Raw genomic sequence first — 18150 nt, 5'->3', positions numbered from 1 at the left:
ACTTCCGACTACTCTATTCTCCCCAGCATAGCTGGGGGATTAGACTTTTCATTCATATTTCATTTTATATTTCAGGTGATCTTCGTCATATGAATCCGGATCCGATTCTGTTTTTTTATTGATTTGATAGACGGAAATCTTCTTATAAGCCCGCGCAAGTGTTTATAAAACCTTGCGAAAATGGCTTAAAATCAAGGTTTTCCGCGTATCGTCATTTATCTTGCCGTATCTCCGTATAAGATGATTTTGTAAGACCGGGCACCATTTTGGCACCACAGATTATAGGAGGACGACATGAAAAACGTACTTTTAGACAAGGGTATTATACTCCCGTCCGGCGAAATCAGCAAGGATAAGGTAAACCTTGTCGCCGGGGCAATCACGCAGTCATTCGCAGAAATGGTATGGGTAACGACAGGCGGCGACATGGAAACCGTAAACCGCTTGACCGACGTACTTGTTACCATGAACACCCCCGCCGACCGGGGGAAGCTGTTCAAAATCATAAAAATGCTCTATGGGCTTATGGGCTTGCCCTTTTCCGAAGAAGCCGAGCCTATGGACGCAGACCCCGCCGTTTTGGAATACTTCATTTTTTCCTTTACGGCAGACTTTGGCGAAGTCATACAAGACCTCATAGCCGAAGAAGCAGAATAACGCACCGCACAGGCGGCGTTTCTCACTTCCCACAAGGAAGAACAGGAACGCCGCTTTTTTCATGCCCTTTGTTACGCAGTAGGCAGGAAAAAGCCCTTGATTTATGCGGCTTTGCGGGCGCGGTTTTCAGCGGATAAGGGATTGATACCTAAACCCTCAAAATCGCGTTTCTATTGCGTAACAGGTATGCAGCAAAGGAGTGATGAAGCTATGGCAGTTTTCAGAGTGGAGCGCAACAAGGGCTATACGGTTATGAGCAACCACCACTTACGCAATAAGGAGCTATCCCTAAAGGCAAAAGGGCTGTTATCGCAAATGCTGTCCTTGCCGGAGGATTGGGACTATACCCTTGCGGGGCTGTCCTTTATCAACCGGGAGAAAATCGACGCTATCCGGGAAGCCGTTAAGGAACTGGAACGCGCCGGGTATATCGTCCGTTCAAGGGAGCGCGACGAGAAAGGACGCTTGCGCGGCACAGACTATGTAATCTTTGAGCAGCCGCAGACCCCGCCTGTATCGGATTTACCTACATTGGAAAATCCAACATTGGATAATCCAACGTTGGAAAAACCTACGCAGGAAAAACCTACGTTGGAAAATCCAACGCAATTAAATAAAGATATACAAAGAACTAACTTACCAAAAAAAGAAAAATCAAATACGGATTTATCAAGTACCCATTCCATTCCTATCCATTCCCTAAATCCCTTGCCTTATGGCGAGGACGAAACGGCACAGCCGCCGGAACGGAAAAGAACGGAAAGGAACGACGCTTACAGAGTGTATGAGGAAATTATCAAAGACAATATCGCCTATGACATTCTCTTACAGGACAGAAGCCTTGACCGCGACCGTCTGAATGAAATTGTTGACCTCATGCTTGAAACCGTCTGTACGGCAAGAAAGAAAATCCGTATTGCCGGGGACGATTACCCCGCCGAGCTTGTGAAGTCAAAGTTTATGAAGCTGAACAGCGAACATATCCGCTTTGTGCTTGACTGTATGCAGGAGAACACCACGAAAATCCGCAACATCAAGCAGTACCTAAAGGCGGTGCTTTTCAATGCCCCGTCTACCATTGACAGCTACTATACTTCCCTTGTCGCTCACGACATGGCAAGCGGCGCATTATCCGGCAAGCCTAAATACGGCGACCCGGACTACTACACCTACAACGAGGGCGAAAGCCTGTAAACGAAAAAAGGAGGATTTACCACATGGCACAGAAAACAGGAGCTTTAATTTTTGACGAAACCGCTGACCGCTACGATATTCGCTTTGATATTGCCGACTATTACGGCGGCTTGCATTGCGGCGAGTGCATGGACGTATTCACAGGCGGCAAATGGAAGCCGACCCGGATTGAGTACGGGGACAACTGGTATCTTGTAGGTATCCGCGCCGAGGACTTGAACGGGCTGCGGGTGCGGATTTAACGGGGCGGCGTGAAGAACGGACGCCCTTTTTTCACGCCCAAAAGCGGCGTACCACCTTAACACTATCACTACTACCGGGAAAGGAGGACGGTAAACATTGCAAGATGAAATCAACGAAAAAGTGGTTGCGCTCTCTGTCAAGGGAGCGAAGCTGACCGCTGAAACGCTGCAAAAGGCAATCAAAGCCATGCTTGCACAGGCAAAAAAGCAGCAGGAAAAACAGCCCCACGGGAAGCAGACCCTAAAGCAGCTTGCGAAGCAGAACGCGGGGCTATCCAACATTGAGATAACCGAGGGCAATATCAAAGCCTTTGAGCAGACGGCAAAAAAATACGGTATCGACTTTGCCCTAAAGAAAGACAGCACCGAAACGCCGCCCCGTTATCTCGTCTTTTTCAAGGGGCGGGACGCGGACGCTCTGACCGCAGCCTTTAAGGAGTTTTCCGCAAAGAAGCTGACACAGGAGCAAAAGCCCTCTATCCGAAAGGCACTTGCCACATTCCGGGAAGCAGCAAAGCAGCTTAACGCGAACCGTCAAAAGACAAAATACAAGGACAGGGAGGTATCGCTATGAAGCCGAATATCAAGAAGCTGCTTATCCTAAACGCCCCCTATCTGCTCTTTGTGTATCTCTTTGATAAAGTCGGACAGGCGGTGCGGCTCTCGCCGGGGGCTGACCTCTCCGGCAAGCTGGTTTCCATTGGCAGCGGCTTTTCCGCTGCCTTTTCAAATGCCCTGCCGAGTTTTAACCCTATGGATTTGCTTATCGGCATTGTCGGGGCTGTCGTTATCCGGCTTGCGGTCTATGTGAAAGGCAAGAACGCAAAGAAATACCGTAAGGGCATGGAGTACGGCTCTGCACGTTGGGGCAATGCCGAGGATATAAAGCCATATATCGACCCCATGTTTGAAAATAACGTGCTGCTGACGCAGACCGAAAGGCTGATGATGAGCAGCCGCCCGAAGCACCCGAAGTATGCAAGAAACAAAAACGTGCTTGTCATCGGCGGCTCCGGCAGCGGCAAAACAAGGTTTTTTGTAAAGCCCAACTTAATGCAAATGCACAGCAGCTATGTTGTCACAGACCCGAAAGGAACGGTTTTAATCGAGTGTGGAAAGCTCTTGCAGCGGGGCGGGTACAAAATCAAGGTGCTAAACACCATCAATTTCAAGAAATCCATGCGGTACAATCCCTTCGCCTATCTGCGCAGCGAAAAGGATATTTTGAAACTGGTAAATACCATTATCGCCAACACCAAAGGCGACGGGGAAAAATCCGGCGAGGATTTTTGGGTGAAATCGGAACGGCTTTTTTACTGCGCCCTTATCGGCTACATCTGGTACGAAGCCCCGGAGAATGAGAAAAACTTTACGACGCTGCTTGAAATGATAAATGCGTCGGAAGCCCGCGAGGACGACCCGGAATTTCAATCCCCCGTTGACCTCATGTTTGAACGCTTGGAGGAAAAAGACCCGGAACATTTTGCGGTGCGCCAGTACAAGAAGTTTTTGCTGTCTGCCGGAAAAACAAGAAGCTCTATCCTCATTTCCTGCGGTGCGCGTCTTGCCCCCTTTGACATTCGGGAACTGCGCGAGCTGATGGAAACCGACGAAATGGAGCTTGACACCTTAGGCGACCGAAAGACCGCGCTTTTTGTTATTATCTCCGACACCGACGACACCTTTAACTTTGTTGTATCAATCCTTTACACACAGCTTTTCAATCTGCTTTGTGACAAGGCAGATGATGTGTACGGCGGGCGGCTACCTGTTCATGTGCGCTGTCTGCTTGACGAGTTTGCAAATATCGGGCAGATACCGAAGTTTGAAAAACTCATTGCCACGATAAGGAGCCGCGAAATCTCCGCGTCCATCATCTTGCAGAGCCAGTCGCAGCTAAAGGCTATCTACAAGGACAACGCCGATACCATTGTCGGCAACTGCGATACGACCCTGTTCTTGGGCGGCAAGGAGAAAACGACCCTTAAAGAAATGTCGGAAATCTTGGGGAAAGAAACCATTGACAGCTTCAACACTTCCGAAACAAGAGGACGGGAGCTTTCCCACGGGCTGAACTATCAGAAGTTAGGCAAGCAGCTTATGAGCGAAGATGAAATTGCGGTCATGGACGGCGGGAAATGTATCTTGCAACTACGCGGGGTGCGTCCGTTCTTCTCCGAAAAATACGATATTACCAAACACCCGAAGTACAAGTACCTTTCCGACTTTGACAAGAAAAATGCCTTTGACATGGAAAAGCACTTGCGCCGCCGTCCTGCAATCGTAAAGCCGGACGAGGTATTTGACTATTACGAAGTTGACGAAGCAGATTTGCAGGAGGACACAGAAAATGAATAAGCGTATCAGAAAGAAAAAGGCAAAACAGCAGCTAATCCGGGCTATCAGCGGGCTTGTGGAAGCTGCCGAGGAAATGCAGCGGGAACAGGAACGCAGGACAAGACAGGCAGGTATTTCCTATATCAAGTATATCGAAGCTGTCCGGGAACGGCAGTACGGCATTAAGCCTGTCTACACACCGCTTTTTGAAAAGGAGGGAGCTTAAAGTAAAAATAATAAACACGGGCTACATGGTACGCGCCCCTACTCCTTGCGCGTATCGCGGCAGGAAGCCGCACCCTACAACTGAATACCGCCGCGCAGCAGCAACAAACGCAGCGCGGGGACTTATGACCGCGGCAGTTATCGAAAACTGACCGCCGTTTTTTATGCCCTTTTTCGGGCAGCCGCACAGCGGCAGAAAGGAGTTATATTATGGCATTTTTCAACAGCGCAGTAGGCGTTTTGCAGACACTCGTTATCGCTCTCGGAGCAGGTCTTGGCATTTGGGGCGTTATCAACCTCTTGGAGGGCTACGGAAACGACAATCCGGGCGCGAATGCTCATGTGCCATAAAGTAACACACCGATAAATGCAGACAGCCAACCTCTATTCCGTATAAAATGGCGTATGTGGCATTTCAAATATGTGGTTTAGAAGTAGAAGAAAACTGAAAACCGTATTCCACGATTTGAAAGGATAGAGGTAAATGAGCATGGAAAAAACAGTATATATCACAGAGAAAGAACGGGAAATGTGCTACAAAGTAATTGGTGCGTTTGCGGAACTGTACGAAATGGAAGATGAAGATATTTTAGTGGTTGATGTTGGTAGGTACGGTTTTGTTAAATTGCAGTGCTATACACCGTCATATGGCTTTGAAGAACTTGACACCTATACAGACAGCCATAGTTTATTTGAAGGGCTTTGGGAGGAATGGCTTAGTCTAAATGTGTTTTTACTTGCTAGGGAAATGCAGTTAGACGATATTCTTTATGAGGATTTATTCAATAATCTGCCAAAGGAAAAACAGTCGGAACTTACCGGGAGAAAAGGCTATTTTGCAAAAAAAGCGGGTATCATTCTGTAAAATGAATTTTGCAGAAAGAAAACGCTCTATGTAGAGGGTAAAAAGATTAGAATGGCTCTGTATATGATAATATGCAGGGCTTTTCTTAATAACCAATATGCTCATTTTGATAAAGACCAAAAGACAAGCATTATGGAAATGTGCATAACTGGCTATGGAATCATGGATAACTCTATTCACAGCACATGGAAAAGCTAAAGTGCAGCTTTCCCACGTCCTGCAAACAGAGTTACCCACAATTCCATGATACAGCCAGTTATACACATTACGCACAATGCCGACTACTACGGAATCCAAATCATTTTTTCACAGAACAAGATTTGCTTTTACAGAAAGAGATTATAGGTTGGAATGGAGATAAGGGAACCTGCATAGAGCACAGCGGAAAAGTTGAAGAAACTGATTGAGGAAGAATTTGCCGGGCTTGTGTTTCTGTCTGCTGAAGATATGGAGTAATAACAAATTGGGACATAATGGTATAACTCTTTGTCCCAATTTGTTTATTGTTTAAATTACCCGTATTAGAATTGATATGCTTGCAGAAATCAAATATCTAACATAATTCCTCCCACTGTAATAATACCATACAAATTTTATGAATACAAGACTGTTTATATAAGCTGACACATGCTAAACTAGCCTAGCAATGTTTCAGTAAAACTTTCTTTCATTTTTCAAGGAGGTCATAATCATTATGGGGAATAATCAGACAGAAAAAGCGTTTGAAGAAAAAAGATTAGCACAAACAATCTCTTTAGCCGAGGAACAATTAAAGCAGGCAAAAGAAGCGGCAGACAAAAAAAAATCAGAAATTATCGAAGCCAAAAAAGATGTGCGTGAAAATACAGAACACGGCATTACATCACTGTACACATCAGACGGTTTCGAGGCACTTGTTGAATTAAGCCAATATATCAATCCTGTTACAGACAAAATTATAGATTATGAAGAAGAAGAACATAAAATACTTCTGTTAGAAAAGATGATAAAATCGCCCTATTTTGCCCGAATTGATTTTAAATTTGATGATGAGGACGAATTTGAAAAAATATACATTGGACGTTCTTCTCTACGAAAAAACAGCTATCAAGAGATGTATGTTTATGATTGGAGATCGCCGATTGCCAGTGTTTTCTATCGTTTTATGACAGGCGAAGCGTTTTATGACGCTCCATGTGGACGAGTAACAGGCGAACTCAATTTGAAACGCCAATATGAAATAAAAAACGGAACACTGGAATATTTTTTTGATTCAGATGTTCAGATTGTTGATGAATTTTTAAGGCAATTACTGTCACAAAACACTACTGCTAAAATGAAAGCTATTGTTGAAACAATTCAGCATGAACAGGACGTGGTTATTAGAGATATGGAAAATGACCTGCTAATGGTACAGGGTGTAGCGGGAAGTGGAAAAACCTCTATTGCTCTCCACCGGGCTGCTTATCTTATGTATCAAGGTTTACAAACAAAGCTGTCCGCAAATAACATTATGATTATTTCCCCAAATTCTATATTTGAGCAATATATTTCAAATGTATTGCCCGAATTGGGAGAAGATAATGTTATTTCTTCCGTGTTTGAAGATATACTTAGTGAGTTATTAAATGGCAGGAAAATTCAGTCAAGAAATGATTTTTTAGAAAACTTGATTGTCAATTCAAAATACAAGGAAATTTCAAGAAATAGTATAGAATTTAAAACGTCAAGTTTTTTTAGGGAAATTTTAGACCAATTTCTCATTGATATACCCCGCCAGTGGATAGAATTTGAAGATGTTTATTATGAGGGAAAATGCGTTGTAAGCGGGCAAATTCTAAAAGACAAGATATTAGGAAGACCAGAAACACCATTAGGCATAAAATTAGAACAATTAGAAGATTATATTTTAGAACAAATATTTGGAACAGGAAAAGGGCGGGGGCATAAAGAAGAAAAAAATCTAATCAAGCAGGAAATACAGAAATTTATAAAAATTGACATTGTTGAATTATATAAAATATTATTTAGCAATGAAGCCTATTTTTATAGCCTGCTGCAAAATAGCAATCCGTCACAAAACATAAAAAATATTTGGAAATATACTAAGGAAAATTTGGAAGCAGACAGCTTGTATTATGATGACGCAATAGCAATCGCTTATTTGTATTTAAAAATATACGGAACAAATAAATATAAAAATATTAAGCAGGTAGTCATTGATGAAGCACAGGACTACTACCCTCTCCAATATGAAATATTTAATTTTCTTTTTTCTAATGCCAAATTTACTATTTTAGGAGATATGAAACAGACTCTTGCCAAAAAAGAAGATATTTCTTTCTACGAACAAATTCAAAAAATATTGAACAAGAAAAAATCTTCTCTTATTATGTTGGATAAAAGTTTCCGTTGTACGAATGAAATTTTAAATTTTAGTTTAAAGTTCATTGAACAAAGTTCACAGATAAAAAGTTTTAATCGGAATGGCGATAGCCCAAAAGTATATATTGCTGATAATTCCGAAATCTTCATTGATGAAATTGTTAAGGAAATAAAATTATGCCAAGAGAAAGGGTTTCAGTCGATATGCTTAATTTGTAAAACCGAAAAAAATTCAACCTATCTATTTAATAAAATTAAACACAAACTTGATATTCAATTAATTAAAAATGGGAGCGTATCAGATTTACAAGGCGTGTTTATCTTACCAGTATATATGTCAAAGGGATTAGAATTTGATACTGTCTTAATTTGTGATGCAGATAGCCAAAACTACCATGATGAAGATGATAAAAACCTCTTATATGTTGCCTGCACAAGAGCGCTTCACAAACTTAGCTTATTTTGTGAAAATGAGGTTAGCCCGCTGATATAGATAAATTTACAATATATTGAATTGCCTAAATGCCAAACGCAGCGTAAGTGCATATGAACAAAATGATAATAATTAGACAGACCATCTTTCTCTTTTAATGGCATTAAATTGACATTACGCTCTCTATCATATATATTTGTTGCTTACTGTCAAAAACACGACAGAAAAATATAGTTTAAATTCAACGGATAAAAGAGGTAATGAACATGGGGAAATTACTACTGCTGACACTTAACGAACAAGAGGAAACAGCGATTGACAAAATCATATCGGCAATATCTGATTATATACAGATTGAACCCATGCAGATCACAACCGCTTCCGTGTTATCTTTTCCGGGACTGGAAATAAAGCAGAACCAACGCCAGGTATTTCAAGACGGGGAGGAAGTAAGCCTTACCCGCCTTGAATACAGTACCCTTGTATATCTTGCTTCCAACCCCGGCATTGTCCTCACACGGACACAAATATTTGAAGCCGTTTGGAACATGGAAAGTGAAAGCTGCCAGTCAAGCGTTGCAAATGTGATTTACAACCTGCGGAAAAAAATAGAGTCGGACAGCCGCAAGCCCATTTACATAAAAACCGTTTTAGGTATGGGCTACAAGTTTGCTTCCGGGGAATGACAACAGAATAACCGCCGCCCGTTACAGCGGCATACCATGACAGGAAATCAGAAAAGGTTTCCTGTTTTTTTGCACCAAAAACCGCGCTGATTTTCCAGCTTTGTCGAAAAGTTTTATCAAAAAGTTTTTCAAAACTTTGCCATATTTGCATTTCTCTGCGTAGTAAGGAGTAAAGGGGGAGTTTCGCCGTTTTCTTAGAGCAAGATTCTACCGAGGTGCCAAAATTCGCTTTTCGCTCATTTTGCCCCTGCGGGAATCTTGTTGGGGAGTGCCTTCCCCAAACCCTGCTTATGCGGCTTGCGCCGCTTAAAAATCCCTCAAAATATTTTTTCGGATTTTTTCAAAAACAGTTCCGTTTTACCCCCTGTTTTTCTCCTATTAGTGAGAGAACACCACGCACAGAAAGGAGGTCTGCCGACCATGAAAAGATACAACACACCGCACCGCAGCCGGGTAGTCAAGACACGCATGACCGAGGAAGAATACGCCGAGTTTGCGGAAAGGCTTTCTGCTTACCACATGAGCCAAGCCGAGTTTATCCGGCAAGCCATAACCGGGGCAGCCATACGCCCCATCATAACCGTTTCCCCCGTCAATGACGAGCTGCTTGCCGCTGTCGGGAAGCTGACCGCCGAATACGGCAGGATCGGCGGCAACTTAAACCAGATAGCCCGGACGCTGAATGAGTGGCACAGCCCCTACCCGCAGCTTGCCGGGGAGGTACGGGCGGCGATTTCCGACCTTGCTGCCCTAAAGTTTGAAGTCTTGCAGAAAGTGGGTGACGCTGTTGGCAACATTCAAACATATCAGCTCTAAAAATGCCGACTATGGCGCAGCGGAAGCCTACCTCACATTTGAGCATGACGAGTTTACCATGAAGCCCACCCTTGATGAAAACGGGCGGCTGATACCGAGGGAGGATTACCGCATTTCTTCCCTCAACTGCGGGGGCGAGGATTTCGCCGTTGCCTGTATGCGAGCCAATCTCCGCTATGAGAAAAACCAAAAACGGGAAGATGTGAAAAGCCACCACTATATCATCAGTTTTGACCCACGGGACGGGACAGACAACGGCTTGACCGTAGACCGGGCGCAGGAGCTGGGCGAGCAGTTCTGCAAAGAGCATTTCCCCGGACACCAAGCCCTTGTATGCACCCACCCGGACGGGCATAACCACAGCGGCAATATCCATGTGCATATCGTCATCAACTCCCTGCGGATTTACGAAGTCCCGCTTCTGCCCTACATGGACAGACCAGCCGACACACGGGCGGGCTGCAAGCACCGCTGCACCAACGCCGCTATGGAATATTTCAAGAGTGAAGTCATGGAGATGTGCCACCGGGAGGGGCTTTACCAAATCGACCTCTTGAACGGCAGCAAGGAACGGATAACGGAACGGGAATACTGGGCGGCAAAGAAAGGGCAGCTTGCCCTTGATAAAGAGAACGCTGTCAGAGAAGCCGCAGGACAGCCGACCAAGCCCACCAAGTTTGAAACGGACAAGGCGAAGCTGCGCCGGACGATACGGCAGGCACTTTCCCAAGCTGGCAGCTTTGACGAGTTTTCTTCCCTTTTGCTGCGGGAGGGCGTAACTGTCAAGGAGAGCCGGGGGCGGCTTTCCTACCTCACGCCGGACAGGACAAAGCCTATCACAGCCCGGAAGCTGGGGGACGATTTTGACAAGGCTGCTGTCCTTGCCCTGCTCACGCAGAACGCCCACAGAGCCGCCGAACAGACCAAAGCCATACCCGAATACCCCCACACCCAAAAGGGACGCTTGCGGGAGGAAAAAGCCGCAAAAACCACCCCGGCAGACAACACCTTGCAGCGCATGGTTGACCGGGAAGCCAAGCGAGCCGAGGGCAAGGGCGTGGGCTATGACCGCTGGGCGGCAAAGCACAACCTAAAGCAAATGGCAGCTACTGTTACCGCCTATCAACAGTACGGCTTTTCTTCCCCGGAGGAACTGGACGAAGCCTGTTCTGCCGCTTATGCCGCCATGCAGGAAAGCCTTACAGAGCTGAAGCAGGTGGAAAAGACGCTGAACGGGAAAAAGGAGCTGCAACGGCAGGTGCTTGCCTATTCCAAGACCCGCCCTGTCCGGGACGGGCTGAAACAGCAGAAAAACGCCAAAGCAAAAGCAGCCTACCGACAGAAGCACGAAAGCGACTTTATCATAGCAGACGCAGCCGCCCGTTATTTCAAGGAGAACGGCATTTCCAAGCTGCCGAGCTATAAAGCCCTGCAAGCAGAGATTGAAGCCCTTATCAAAGAGAAAAACAGCGGCTACAACGATTACCGGGCAAAACGGGAGGAATACCGCCGCTTACAGACTGTCAAGGGCAATATCGACCAGATTTTACGCCGGGAGCGCAAGCCTGTGAAAAGGCAGGAACAGGAACGATAAAAACCACCCCAAAATGTACCCGAACCCATACAGAACAAGGGGGCTGCCCCGTACTCTACCCGCAATACCAAAGGATTTTTTAACGGGCTTACAGGGCAGAAAAACCCCGAAAATGATACCGAGATGATACAGAATTACCGTCGATACCGCCACACCAGCGGAAACGGCAGAAAGGAGCGCACCCATGCCAAGAATGAGCAAGAAACGGCGGCTGGAATGGTCTTTTTTCCTGCGGCAAGTAAAAGTCGGGAATACCACCTGCGACCGTATCACATACAACGACCTCTGCCGGGGCTGTACCCATAGCTGTAAGCAGAGCTTCCGGGCGGTTATCATACTTTGCCCCCGCTACTACTCCAAACGCCGGAAAAAGGAGGACAGGGACAATGGCAGATAACCGCAAGTATTACTACCTCAAGCTGAAAGAGAATTTTTTTGACAGCGACTCCATTGTGCTGCTGGAAGATATGAAAGACGGGATTTTATATTCCAATATCCTCTTGAAGCTGTACTTAAAATCTCTGAAAAACGGCGGGAAGTTGCAGCTTGACGAGCATATCCCCTACACAGCGCAGATGATAGCGACACTGACCCGCCACCAGATAGGGACGGTTGAAAGGGCTTTAGAGATTTTCCGGCAGTTGGGGCTTGTGGAGCAGCTTGACAGCGGGGCTTTTTATATGACCGATATTGAGCTGATGATAGGACAGTCCTCTACCGAAGCCGAGAGAAAACGGGCTGCAAGGCTGGAAAACAAGGCACTTTTACCGCCCCGGACAAAAGGCGGACATTTGTCCGACATTCGTCCACCAGAGATAGAGATAGAGTTAGAGAAAGAGATAGAAAAAGAGAGAGAGGGAGAAACGGGACACCCCGCCCCCGCCGCTTATGGCAGATACAACAATGTGATACTGACCGATACAGAGCTTTCCGGGCTGAAAACAGAGCTGCCCGACAAGTGGGAGTATTATATTGACCGGCTTTCCTGCCATATCGCTTCCACCGGGAAGCAGTACCAGAGCCATGCAGCCACCATTTACAAGTGGGCGCAGGAGGACGCTGCCAAAGGCAAGGCTGCCCCGAAACAGGGCATACCCGATTATTCATGTAAGGAGGGCGAGAGCTTATGAAAAACGAGATTGAAGCTATGATTACGGATATTACAACCACTACCGCCGAAGCGGAGGACTACACAGGCGAGGACGGGCTTTTATACTGCGGCAAGTGCCATACGCCCAAAGAAGCCTACTTTTCAAAAGAAACCGCCCAATGGTTAGGGCATGACCGACACCCAACAGACTGCGACTGCCAGCGGGCAGCCCGTGAAAAGCAGCAAGCCGCCGAAAGCCGACAGAAGCACCTTGAAACAGTGGAGGACTTGAAACGCCGGGGCTTTGCCGACCCCGCTATGCGGAACTGGACATTTGAGCATGACAACGGCAGAAACCCACAGACCGAAACCGCCCGCTTTTATGTGGAGAGCTGGGAAACCATGCAGGCTGAAAATATCGGCTACCTGTTTTGGGGAGGCGTGGGGACAGGAAAAAGCTACCTTGCCGCCTGTATCGCCAACGCCCTTATGGAAAAAGAGGTTGCCGTTCGCATGACAAACTTTGCAACGATACTCAATGACCTTGCTGCCAGCTTTGAGGGCAGGAACGAATATATTTCCCGCCTTTGCAGCTACCCCCTGCTGATACTTGATGATTTCGGTATGGAGCGAGGGACAGAATACGGGCTGGAACAGGTTTACAGCGTGATTGACAGCCGTTACCGAAGCGGCAAGCCGCTGATCGCCACGACCAACCTCACGCTGGAGGAATTGCAGCACCCGCAGGACACACCCCACGCCCGTATCTATGACAGGCTGACTTCCATGTGCGCCCCTGTCCGCTTCACGGGCAGCAACTTCCGAAAGGAAACCGCACAGGAAAAGCTGGAACGCTTAAAGCAGCTGATGAAGCAGCGAAAGGAGAGCCTATGACAGAAACGAAACAGACAAGCACCACCAAAACAGACCGCCGCCCGGACTGTGTAACGGAAATCCGCATGGGCAACTCCGTCCTTACCGTTTCCGGCTTCTTCAAGCAGGGCGCAACCGACACCGCAGCCGACAAGATGATGAAAGTGCTGGAAGCGGAAGCTGCTACACAAAAAACGGCGATTTGACCGACCATAAAGAAGCAGATTTGACGCTTTTGCCGCTATACAGACAGCCGCCCCATGTGGTACAATCAAGGTACGGAATAGTGGGGCTGGCTGTCGGAAACGGAGGATTTTATGTTAAGACAGACCAACCAACAACCAATTACCGCCCTTTACCCAAGACTTTCCCATGAGGACGAGCTGCAAGGCGAGAGCAATTCCATTTCCAATCAGAAGCGTATCCTTGAAACCTATGCAAAGCAGAACGGCTTTTCCAATCTGCGCTGGTACACGGACGACGGTTATTCTGGTGCGAACTTTCAAAGACCCGGTTTTCAAGCCATGCTTGCGGACATTGAAGCCGGAAAAGTCGGGACAGTTATCGTAAAGGATATGTCGAGGTTAGGGCGAAACTACCTGCAAGTGGGAATGTACACAGAAATGATTTTCCCACAGAAAGGTGTCCGCTTCATCGCTATCAATGACGGAGTGGACAGCGCACAGGGCGACAATGACTTTGCCCCGTTGCGGAATATATTTAACGAATGGCTGGTGAGAGATACGAGCAAGAAAATCAAAGCAGTAAAACGCTCAAAAGGTATGAGTGGCAAGCCCATCACAAGCAAGCCTGTGTATGGCTACCTCATGGACGAGGACGAAAATTTTATTATTGACGAGGAAGCTGCACCCGTAGTCAAGCAGATATACAACCTCTGCCTTGCTGGGAATGGTCCGACTAAGATAGCCCGTATGCTCACAGAGCAGCAAATCCCCACGCCGGGGACGCTGGAATACCGCAGGACGGGCAGCACCCGCCGCTACCACCCCGGCTATGAGTGCAAGTGGGCGACTAATACCGTAGTGCATATCCTTGAAAACCGGGAATACACAGGCTGTCTGGTAAATTTCAAGACAGAAAAACTTTCTTACAAAGTCAAGCACAGTGTAGAAAATCCCCTGGAAAAGCAAGTGATTTTCGAGAACCACCACGAGCCTATCATAGACACCCAAACATGGGAACGGGTGCAGGAGCTTCGCAAACAGCGCAAACGCCCCAACCGCTATGATGAAGTGGGTTTGTTCTCCGGCATACTGTTCTGTGCGGACTGCGGCAGCGTGATGTATCAGCAGCGATACCAGACGGACAAGCGCAAGCAGGACTGTTATATCTGCGGCAACTACAAGAAGCGCACCCATGACTGTACGGCGCACTTTATCCGCACCGACCTCTTGACCGCTGGTGTACTCTCCAATCTGCGGAAAGTGACAAGCTATGCGGCAAAGCATGAAGCCCGGTTTATGAAGCTCTTGATTGAGCAGAACGAGGACGGGGGCAAGCGCAGGAACGCCGCCAAGAAAAAGGAACTGGAAGCCGCCGAGAAACGCATAGCCGAGTTATCCGCTATCTTCAAGCGGCTGTATGAGGACAGCGTGACCGGGCGCATATCAGACGAGCGTTTCACAGAGCTGTCGGCAGACTATGAAGCAGAACAACGGGAGCTGAAAGAAAGAGCCGCCGCTATCCAAGCGGAGCTTTCCAAAGCACAGGAAGCCACCGTGAACGCAGAAAAGTTTATGAATGTTGTCCGGCGGCATACCAGCTTTGAAGAACTTACCCCTACTCTGCTGCGGGAGTTTGTAGAGAAAATCGTTGTGCATGAGTGCAGCTATGACGAGAACAAGACCCGCAGACAGGACATTGAGATTTATTATTCTTTTGTTGGCAAGGTGGACTTGCCCGAATAACCGCCCGACCTATCCGACACAATGCGCAAGTGCCGGATAGGAACGGCAAAATTTTTTACACTTCTTTTACTTCTTTATCTCACTTGAGCAAAAAGCCAGGGCATGAAACAGTTCATGGCTAATTAGTTGGAACAAAAAACGAAAGGAAAAGCACAATCCAGACGGTATCAGCGGCAGGCTACAAGAATAAATTGTGATTTCACAAGATTGGTGCTATAATAAGAGAAAAGTTCCTGCCGGGGCAGCCGCCCCGGTGGTATAGATAGAAAGGCAGGAAAACAATATGCACATCAGCTATAAGCCACTCTGGCACACACTGTTAGAGCGTGATATGAGAAAAGAGGATTTAAGGCTTGCCGCTGGTATGACAACAAATATGATTGCCAACATGAGCAAAGAGGGAAAGCACATCAGCATGGATACATTAGCCCGTATCTGCGAAACGCTGAATTGTGAGATTACCGATGTGATTGAGTTAGTACCAGACGAGCCTGCTTCCACAGGAGGTAAGGAACATGAGCGAATTGAAACCAAGAATAACGGAAAACGGAATTGATTATATCCTTGTCGGAGATTATTACATCCCGGACTTGAAACTGCCGGAGGAACACCGCCCTATCGGAAAGTACGGACGGATGCACCGGGAATATTTAAGGGAAGTCCACCCAGCCAGATTGAATACATTGATACTGACCGGGGAATTGTGGACATATCTTGCAGACCTGAACGAACAGGCACAGGAACGGTTAGACACCATCATGGAGCAGATGAAAACTGCCGAGGGCGTAACCGAGGAATTGAAGCGTACCCACCAAATGGAATGGGTGCAGCGTTGCAATAACATTCATAACCGGGCAGAAGAAATTGTTTTGCATGAGATGATTTATTCATAACGGGAGCAATTAAATCGGAGGTATATAAGATGATTGAAATTGTATTTGGTGAAAGTGCCTGTGGAAGTTTGAAAATTGCCCAAACTTACGGCAAGGGAAAGTATAGAGGAAGTGCTGTTTCAATATTTATGAGGCATGAAGACGGGAGTGTTCCATCTTCAGATGAAATGAAAAAAGCACAGCTTCAAGCACAGGAACAAGAACGCATTGCTTGGGAGAATGCTATTCCATTGGGAGGCAAGAGCTGTGATGTTTATTGTTTTGATATGGCTCTTAGTGTGGGAGATATTTCTGATAATGGAATTGGCGAACAGCGGAAAAATGTTTTCAAGAAAATGCTGTCTGTCTGCTTTGTAGAGGATTTAGATTATCAGGTTGAAGAAAAAATACAGAAAATTAAAACTACATTGACCTCAGTGATTGAACGATATGTAGCTGGGGAAGAAATTCGCATTTGGTATAGCTATAATCCAGATGAGCTTTGTGGTATGTATTGGCTTATGAAACAACTTCAACCCTTAAACTGCCAGACAACAATTTATTTGGTTAAGTTACCTACATGGGAATATGGAAAAGAAAATACTATGACATCCAAAATAGCATGGGGCGAGGTCTCTCCTGGCGAATGGGGAAACTATATAACTCTACAAGAGAAAGCTAATCCTGTATTTCTTTCAGCTTGTGCTATGAAATGGAATCAACTTCAAAATGAAAATGCACCTTTGCGTGCAATGTTAAATGGTAAATTGCAAAGCGTTTCAGAAGATATATATGATAGTTTCATTCTTCGTGAAATTGCGGAACAGCCAGAGCAATTCAAAATGGCTATTGTCATAGGTAATGTTTTAGGAAAATATCAACTTGGAATTAGTGATGTATGGATTTCCAATCGCATTGATAAAATGCTTGAAGATGGTGTGTTGGAAATTATACAGGACGCACCAAAGGGAGAAACAAATTATCGCCGAATATTAAGAAAACGAATGAAGTAATAACCACAGCACAAACCGCTGCTACATGGAATCCAACAAACCATGCAACAGCGGTTTTCCTTTACCGTTTTTTCCTCTGGTTGATAGGCGTTCCCGTTTTCTTTGATTTTTGGAGAATCCGAATAAGCCAGCGAAATTCTTCATCTGACAGATTTTTATAGTTGATACCGAGCTGCTTGCAGTAAAGCACTGCCAGTTTTTCCAAACGGCTGCCCTTGAAATTTTCGACCGCTTCCAGATTTTCTTTCAGTTCATTGGCAACAGTGGTCTGGGGCGCACTCTCACTATCCTTTTTATGGGTTTCCCGAATATCCCGGATAATCAGGTTTAGGTCATCCAGAACCATGTGGCTGAAATATTCATCATCACTGATATGGGCGGCTTGCAGCACTTTCAAATGGGGGTCATCTTCGCCAGGGCGATACCGTTCTATGATTTCATGTCGGACAGTATCGACAAGGGTGTTGAGGTTTTGAATCTGCATGGTGGCAATCCCATCCACATAAATCTCAATGTCCGCAAGAAACTTGATAAAGTCCTTATGGGTGGCAAGTTCGCAGAGCAGACGGTTGTTGATCCGACCGCTTTTCAGAAGTGCAACCATTTCATCGTTCAAATGCAGCTCCGTCAGTGGCGTGTTGATCTGCTCCCTGTTCTCTGTCCGGCACAGCAGATAATCGACGGAAACCCCATAGAAGTCTGCCAGCGTGATAAGGTTGCCATGATTGATTTCCTTAAAATCTTCTTTTTCATAACTGCCAAGGGCTGATTTAGAAATACCCGTTAGTTTTGATAGTTCTTCCAGATTTAAGCCTTTGTCCTTGCGGAGTTCCCAAAGGCGTTCCTGTATGCTTGTTGCTCCTTTCATGGGCACACGCTCCTTTCCAACGGTTTCATTGCTGCCGCTTATCTGGATTATATCACACTTTCCGTAATCGTGGAAATTTCTGATTTTTACCCT

21 protein-coding genes and 1 pseudogene are annotated in these 18150 nt (G+C 46.1%); 21 read left to right on the top strand and 1 reads right to left on the bottom strand.

Annotated elements, in window-relative coordinates; all coding sequences use genetic code 11:
- Nucleotides 1–294: 294 nt before the first annotated feature.
- From DWX26_RS15905 to DWX26_RS15805, 21 genes and pseudogenes are all read left to right on the top strand, one after another.
- Entirely contained in the window at nt 295–657 is a 363-nt protein-coding gene (locus DWX26_RS15905; protein ID WP_117524153.1) for a hypothetical protein, read from the top strand.
- A 210-nt stretch (nt 658–867) separates the two neighbouring features.
- Entirely contained in the window at nt 868–1851 is a 984-nt protein-coding gene (locus DWX26_RS15900) for a DUF6017 domain-containing protein (protein ID WP_117524151.1), read from the top strand.
- Nucleotides 1852–1874: 23 nt separating this feature from the next.
- Complete coding sequence (locus tag DWX26_RS15895) at nt 1875–2093, top strand: DUF5348 domain-containing protein (RefSeq protein WP_005422968.1); 219 nt, start codon at nt 1875–1877, stop codon at nt 2091–2093.
- Nucleotides 2094–2190: 97 nt separating this feature from the next.
- On the top strand, nt 2191–2667 hold the full coding sequence (locus tag DWX26_RS15890; protein ID WP_005928540.1) for a PcfB family protein: 477 nt from the start codon (nt 2191–2193) through the stop codon (nt 2665–2667).
- Nucleotides 2664–4451: a VirD4-like conjugal transfer protein, CD1115 family gene (locus DWX26_RS15885; protein ID WP_005928544.1), complete on the top strand. Its 1788-nt coding sequence runs from the start codon at nt 2664–2666 to the stop codon at nt 4449–4451. The genes DWX26_RS15890 and DWX26_RS15885 overlap by 4 nt, the downstream gene beginning before the upstream one ends.
- Nucleotides 4444–4656 (top strand): condensin complex subunit 2, encoded by a 213-nt coding sequence (locus DWX26_RS15880; protein ID WP_117524149.1) that lies wholly within the window; start codon nt 4444–4446, stop codon nt 4654–4656. The genes DWX26_RS15885 and DWX26_RS15880 overlap by 8 nt, the downstream gene beginning before the upstream one ends.
- Nucleotides 4657–4865: 209 nt before the next feature.
- A complete protein-coding gene (locus DWX26_RS15875; RefSeq protein ID WP_118601759.1) occupies nt 4866–5006 on the top strand; it encodes a Maff2 family mobile element protein in 141 nt (46 codons plus the stop codon).
- A gap of 139 nt (nt 5007–5145) precedes the next feature.
- Entirely contained in the window at nt 5146–5520 is a 375-nt protein-coding gene (locus tag DWX26_RS15870) for a hypothetical protein (RefSeq protein WP_071144610.1), read from the top strand.
- 694 nt (nt 5521–6214) lie between these two features.
- Entirely contained in the window at nt 6215–8377 is a 2163-nt protein-coding gene (locus DWX26_RS15865) for a HelD family protein (RefSeq protein ID WP_109215850.1), read from the top strand.
- Nucleotides 8378–8583: 206 nt separating this feature from the next.
- Nucleotides 8584–9003 carry a winged helix-turn-helix domain-containing protein gene (locus DWX26_RS15860; protein ID WP_173900609.1) on the top strand — a complete coding sequence of 140 codons (420 nt, stop codon included), beginning with the start codon at nt 8584–8586 and terminating at the stop codon, nt 9001–9003.
- 420 nt (nt 9004–9423) lie between these two features.
- Entirely contained in the window at nt 9424–9819 is a 396-nt protein-coding gene (locus DWX26_RS15855; RefSeq protein ID WP_109215851.1) for a plasmid mobilization protein, read from the top strand.
- Nucleotides 9791–11413 carry a relaxase/mobilization nuclease domain-containing protein gene (locus DWX26_RS15850; RefSeq protein ID WP_109215852.1) on the top strand — a complete coding sequence of 541 codons (1623 nt, stop codon included), beginning with the start codon at nt 9791–9793 and terminating at the stop codon, nt 11411–11413. The genes DWX26_RS15855 and DWX26_RS15850 overlap by 29 nt, the downstream gene beginning before the upstream one ends.
- A gap of 184 nt (nt 11414–11597) precedes the next feature.
- Nucleotides 11598–11810, top strand: a complete 213-nt coding sequence (locus tag DWX26_RS15840; protein WP_005927784.1) for a hypothetical protein — start codon at nt 11598–11600, stop codon at nt 11808–11810.
- Nucleotides 11800–12543, top strand: a complete 744-nt coding sequence (locus DWX26_RS15835) for a phage replisome organizer N-terminal domain-containing protein (RefSeq protein ID WP_109215853.1) — start codon at nt 11800–11802, stop codon at nt 12541–12543. The genes DWX26_RS15840 and DWX26_RS15835 overlap by 11 nt, the downstream gene beginning before the upstream one ends.
- On the top strand, nt 12540–13397 hold the full coding sequence (locus tag DWX26_RS15830) for an ATP-binding protein (protein WP_098924872.1): 858 nt from the start codon (nt 12540–12542) through the stop codon (nt 13395–13397). The genes DWX26_RS15835 and DWX26_RS15830 overlap by 4 nt, the downstream gene beginning before the upstream one ends.
- On the top strand, nt 13394–13582 hold the full coding sequence (locus tag DWX26_RS15825; protein WP_002569233.1) for a transposon-encoded TnpW family protein: 189 nt from the start codon (nt 13394–13396) through the stop codon (nt 13580–13582). Before DWX26_RS15830 ends, DWX26_RS15825 begins: the two co-directional genes overlap by 4 nt.
- 111 nt (nt 13583–13693) lie before the next feature.
- Complete coding sequence (locus tag DWX26_RS15820) at nt 13694–15304, top strand: recombinase family protein (protein WP_098924870.1); 1611 nt, start codon at nt 13694–13696, stop codon at nt 15302–15304.
- Between the two features lie 21 nt (nt 15305–15325).
- Nucleotides 15326–15388: pseudogene (locus DWX26_RS17965) on the top strand (Maff2 family mobile element protein); the annotation flags it as partial.
- Between the two features lie 199 nt (nt 15389–15587).
- On the top strand, nt 15588–15860 hold the full coding sequence (locus tag DWX26_RS15815) for a helix-turn-helix domain-containing protein (RefSeq protein ID WP_002593556.1): 273 nt from the start codon (nt 15588–15590) through the stop codon (nt 15858–15860).
- Nucleotides 15820–16197: a TnpV protein gene (locus DWX26_RS15810; RefSeq protein ID WP_005927690.1), complete on the top strand. Its 378-nt coding sequence runs from the start codon at nt 15820–15822 to the stop codon at nt 16195–16197. The genes DWX26_RS15815 and DWX26_RS15810 overlap by 41 nt, the downstream gene beginning before the upstream one ends.
- A gap of 29 nt (nt 16198–16226) precedes the next feature.
- The gene (locus DWX26_RS15805; protein WP_005927687.1) at nt 16227–17189 is read left to right on the top strand and encodes a DUF3658 domain-containing protein; all 963 of its coding nucleotides are present in this window, start codon (nt 16227–16229) and stop codon (nt 17187–17189) included.
- Nucleotides 17190–17250: 61 nt separating this feature from the next.
- On the opposite strand, the gene DWX26_RS15800 is transcribed toward DWX26_RS15805, so the two are convergent.
- Nucleotides 17251–18057, bottom strand: a complete 807-nt coding sequence (locus DWX26_RS15800) for a helix-turn-helix domain-containing protein (RefSeq protein ID WP_005924756.1) — start codon at nt 18055–18057, stop codon at nt 17251–17253.
- Nucleotides 18058–18150: the final 93 nt, after the last annotated feature.

The organism is Blautia sp. AF19-1 (assembly GCF_003479155.1).
GTDB classification, from domain to species: Bacteria; Bacillota; Clostridia; order Lachnospirales; family Lachnospiraceae; genus Fusicatenibacter; species Fusicatenibacter saccharivorans.
Note: the sequence above shows the minus strand (reverse complement) of the source record. Positions and strands in the feature narration are given on the sequence as shown.

Coding starts and splice junctions, on each gene's coding strand:
- DWX26_RS15905 (WP_117524153.1), top strand. CDS start 295: ATGAAAAACGTACTTTTAGACAAGGGTATTATACTCCCGTCCGGCGAA.
- DWX26_RS15900 (WP_117524151.1), top strand. CDS start 868: ATGGCAGTTTTCAGAGTGGAGCGCAACAAGGGCTATACGGTTATGAGC.
- DWX26_RS15895 (WP_005422968.1), top strand. CDS start 1,875: ATGGCACAGAAAACAGGAGCTTTAATTTTTGACGAAACCGCTGACCGC.
- DWX26_RS15885 (WP_005928544.1), top strand. CDS start 2,664: ATGAAGCCGAATATCAAGAAGCTGCTTATCCTAAACGCCCCCTATCTG.
- DWX26_RS15880 (WP_117524149.1), top strand. CDS start 4,444: ATGAATAAGCGTATCAGAAAGAAAAAGGCAAAACAGCAGCTAATCCGG.
- DWX26_RS15875 (WP_118601759.1), top strand. CDS start 4,866: ATGGCATTTTTCAACAGCGCAGTAGGCGTTTTGCAGACACTCGTTATC.
- DWX26_RS15870 (WP_071144610.1), top strand. CDS start 5,146: ATGGAAAAAACAGTATATATCACAGAGAAAGAACGGGAAATGTGCTAC.
- DWX26_RS15865 (WP_109215850.1), top strand. CDS start 6,215: ATGGGGAATAATCAGACAGAAAAAGCGTTTGAAGAAAAAAGATTAGCA.
- DWX26_RS15860 (WP_173900609.1), top strand. CDS start 8,584: ATGGGGAAATTACTACTGCTGACACTTAACGAACAAGAGGAAACAGCG.
- DWX26_RS15855 (WP_109215851.1), top strand. CDS start 9,424: ATGAAAAGATACAACACACCGCACCGCAGCCGGGTAGTCAAGACACGC.
- DWX26_RS15840 (WP_005927784.1), top strand. CDS start 11,598: ATGCCAAGAATGAGCAAGAAACGGCGGCTGGAATGGTCTTTTTTCCTG.
- DWX26_RS15835 (WP_109215853.1), top strand. CDS start 11,800: ATGGCAGATAACCGCAAGTATTACTACCTCAAGCTGAAAGAGAATTTT.
- DWX26_RS15830 (WP_098924872.1), top strand. CDS start 12,540: ATGAAAAACGAGATTGAAGCTATGATTACGGATATTACAACCACTACC.
- DWX26_RS15825 (WP_002569233.1), top strand. CDS start 13,394: ATGACAGAAACGAAACAGACAAGCACCACCAAAACAGACCGCCGCCCG.
- DWX26_RS15820 (WP_098924870.1), top strand. CDS start 13,694: ATGTTAAGACAGACCAACCAACAACCAATTACCGCCCTTTACCCAAGA.
- DWX26_RS15815 (WP_002593556.1), top strand. CDS start 15,588: ATGCACATCAGCTATAAGCCACTCTGGCACACACTGTTAGAGCGTGAT.
- DWX26_RS15810 (WP_005927690.1), top strand. CDS start 15,820: ATGAGCGAATTGAAACCAAGAATAACGGAAAACGGAATTGATTATATC.
- DWX26_RS15805 (WP_005927687.1), top strand. CDS start 16,227: ATGATTGAAATTGTATTTGGTGAAAGTGCCTGTGGAAGTTTGAAAATT.
- DWX26_RS15800 (WP_005924756.1), bottom strand. CDS start 18,057: ATGAAAGGAGCAACAAGCATACAGGAACGCCTTTGGGAACTCCGCAAG.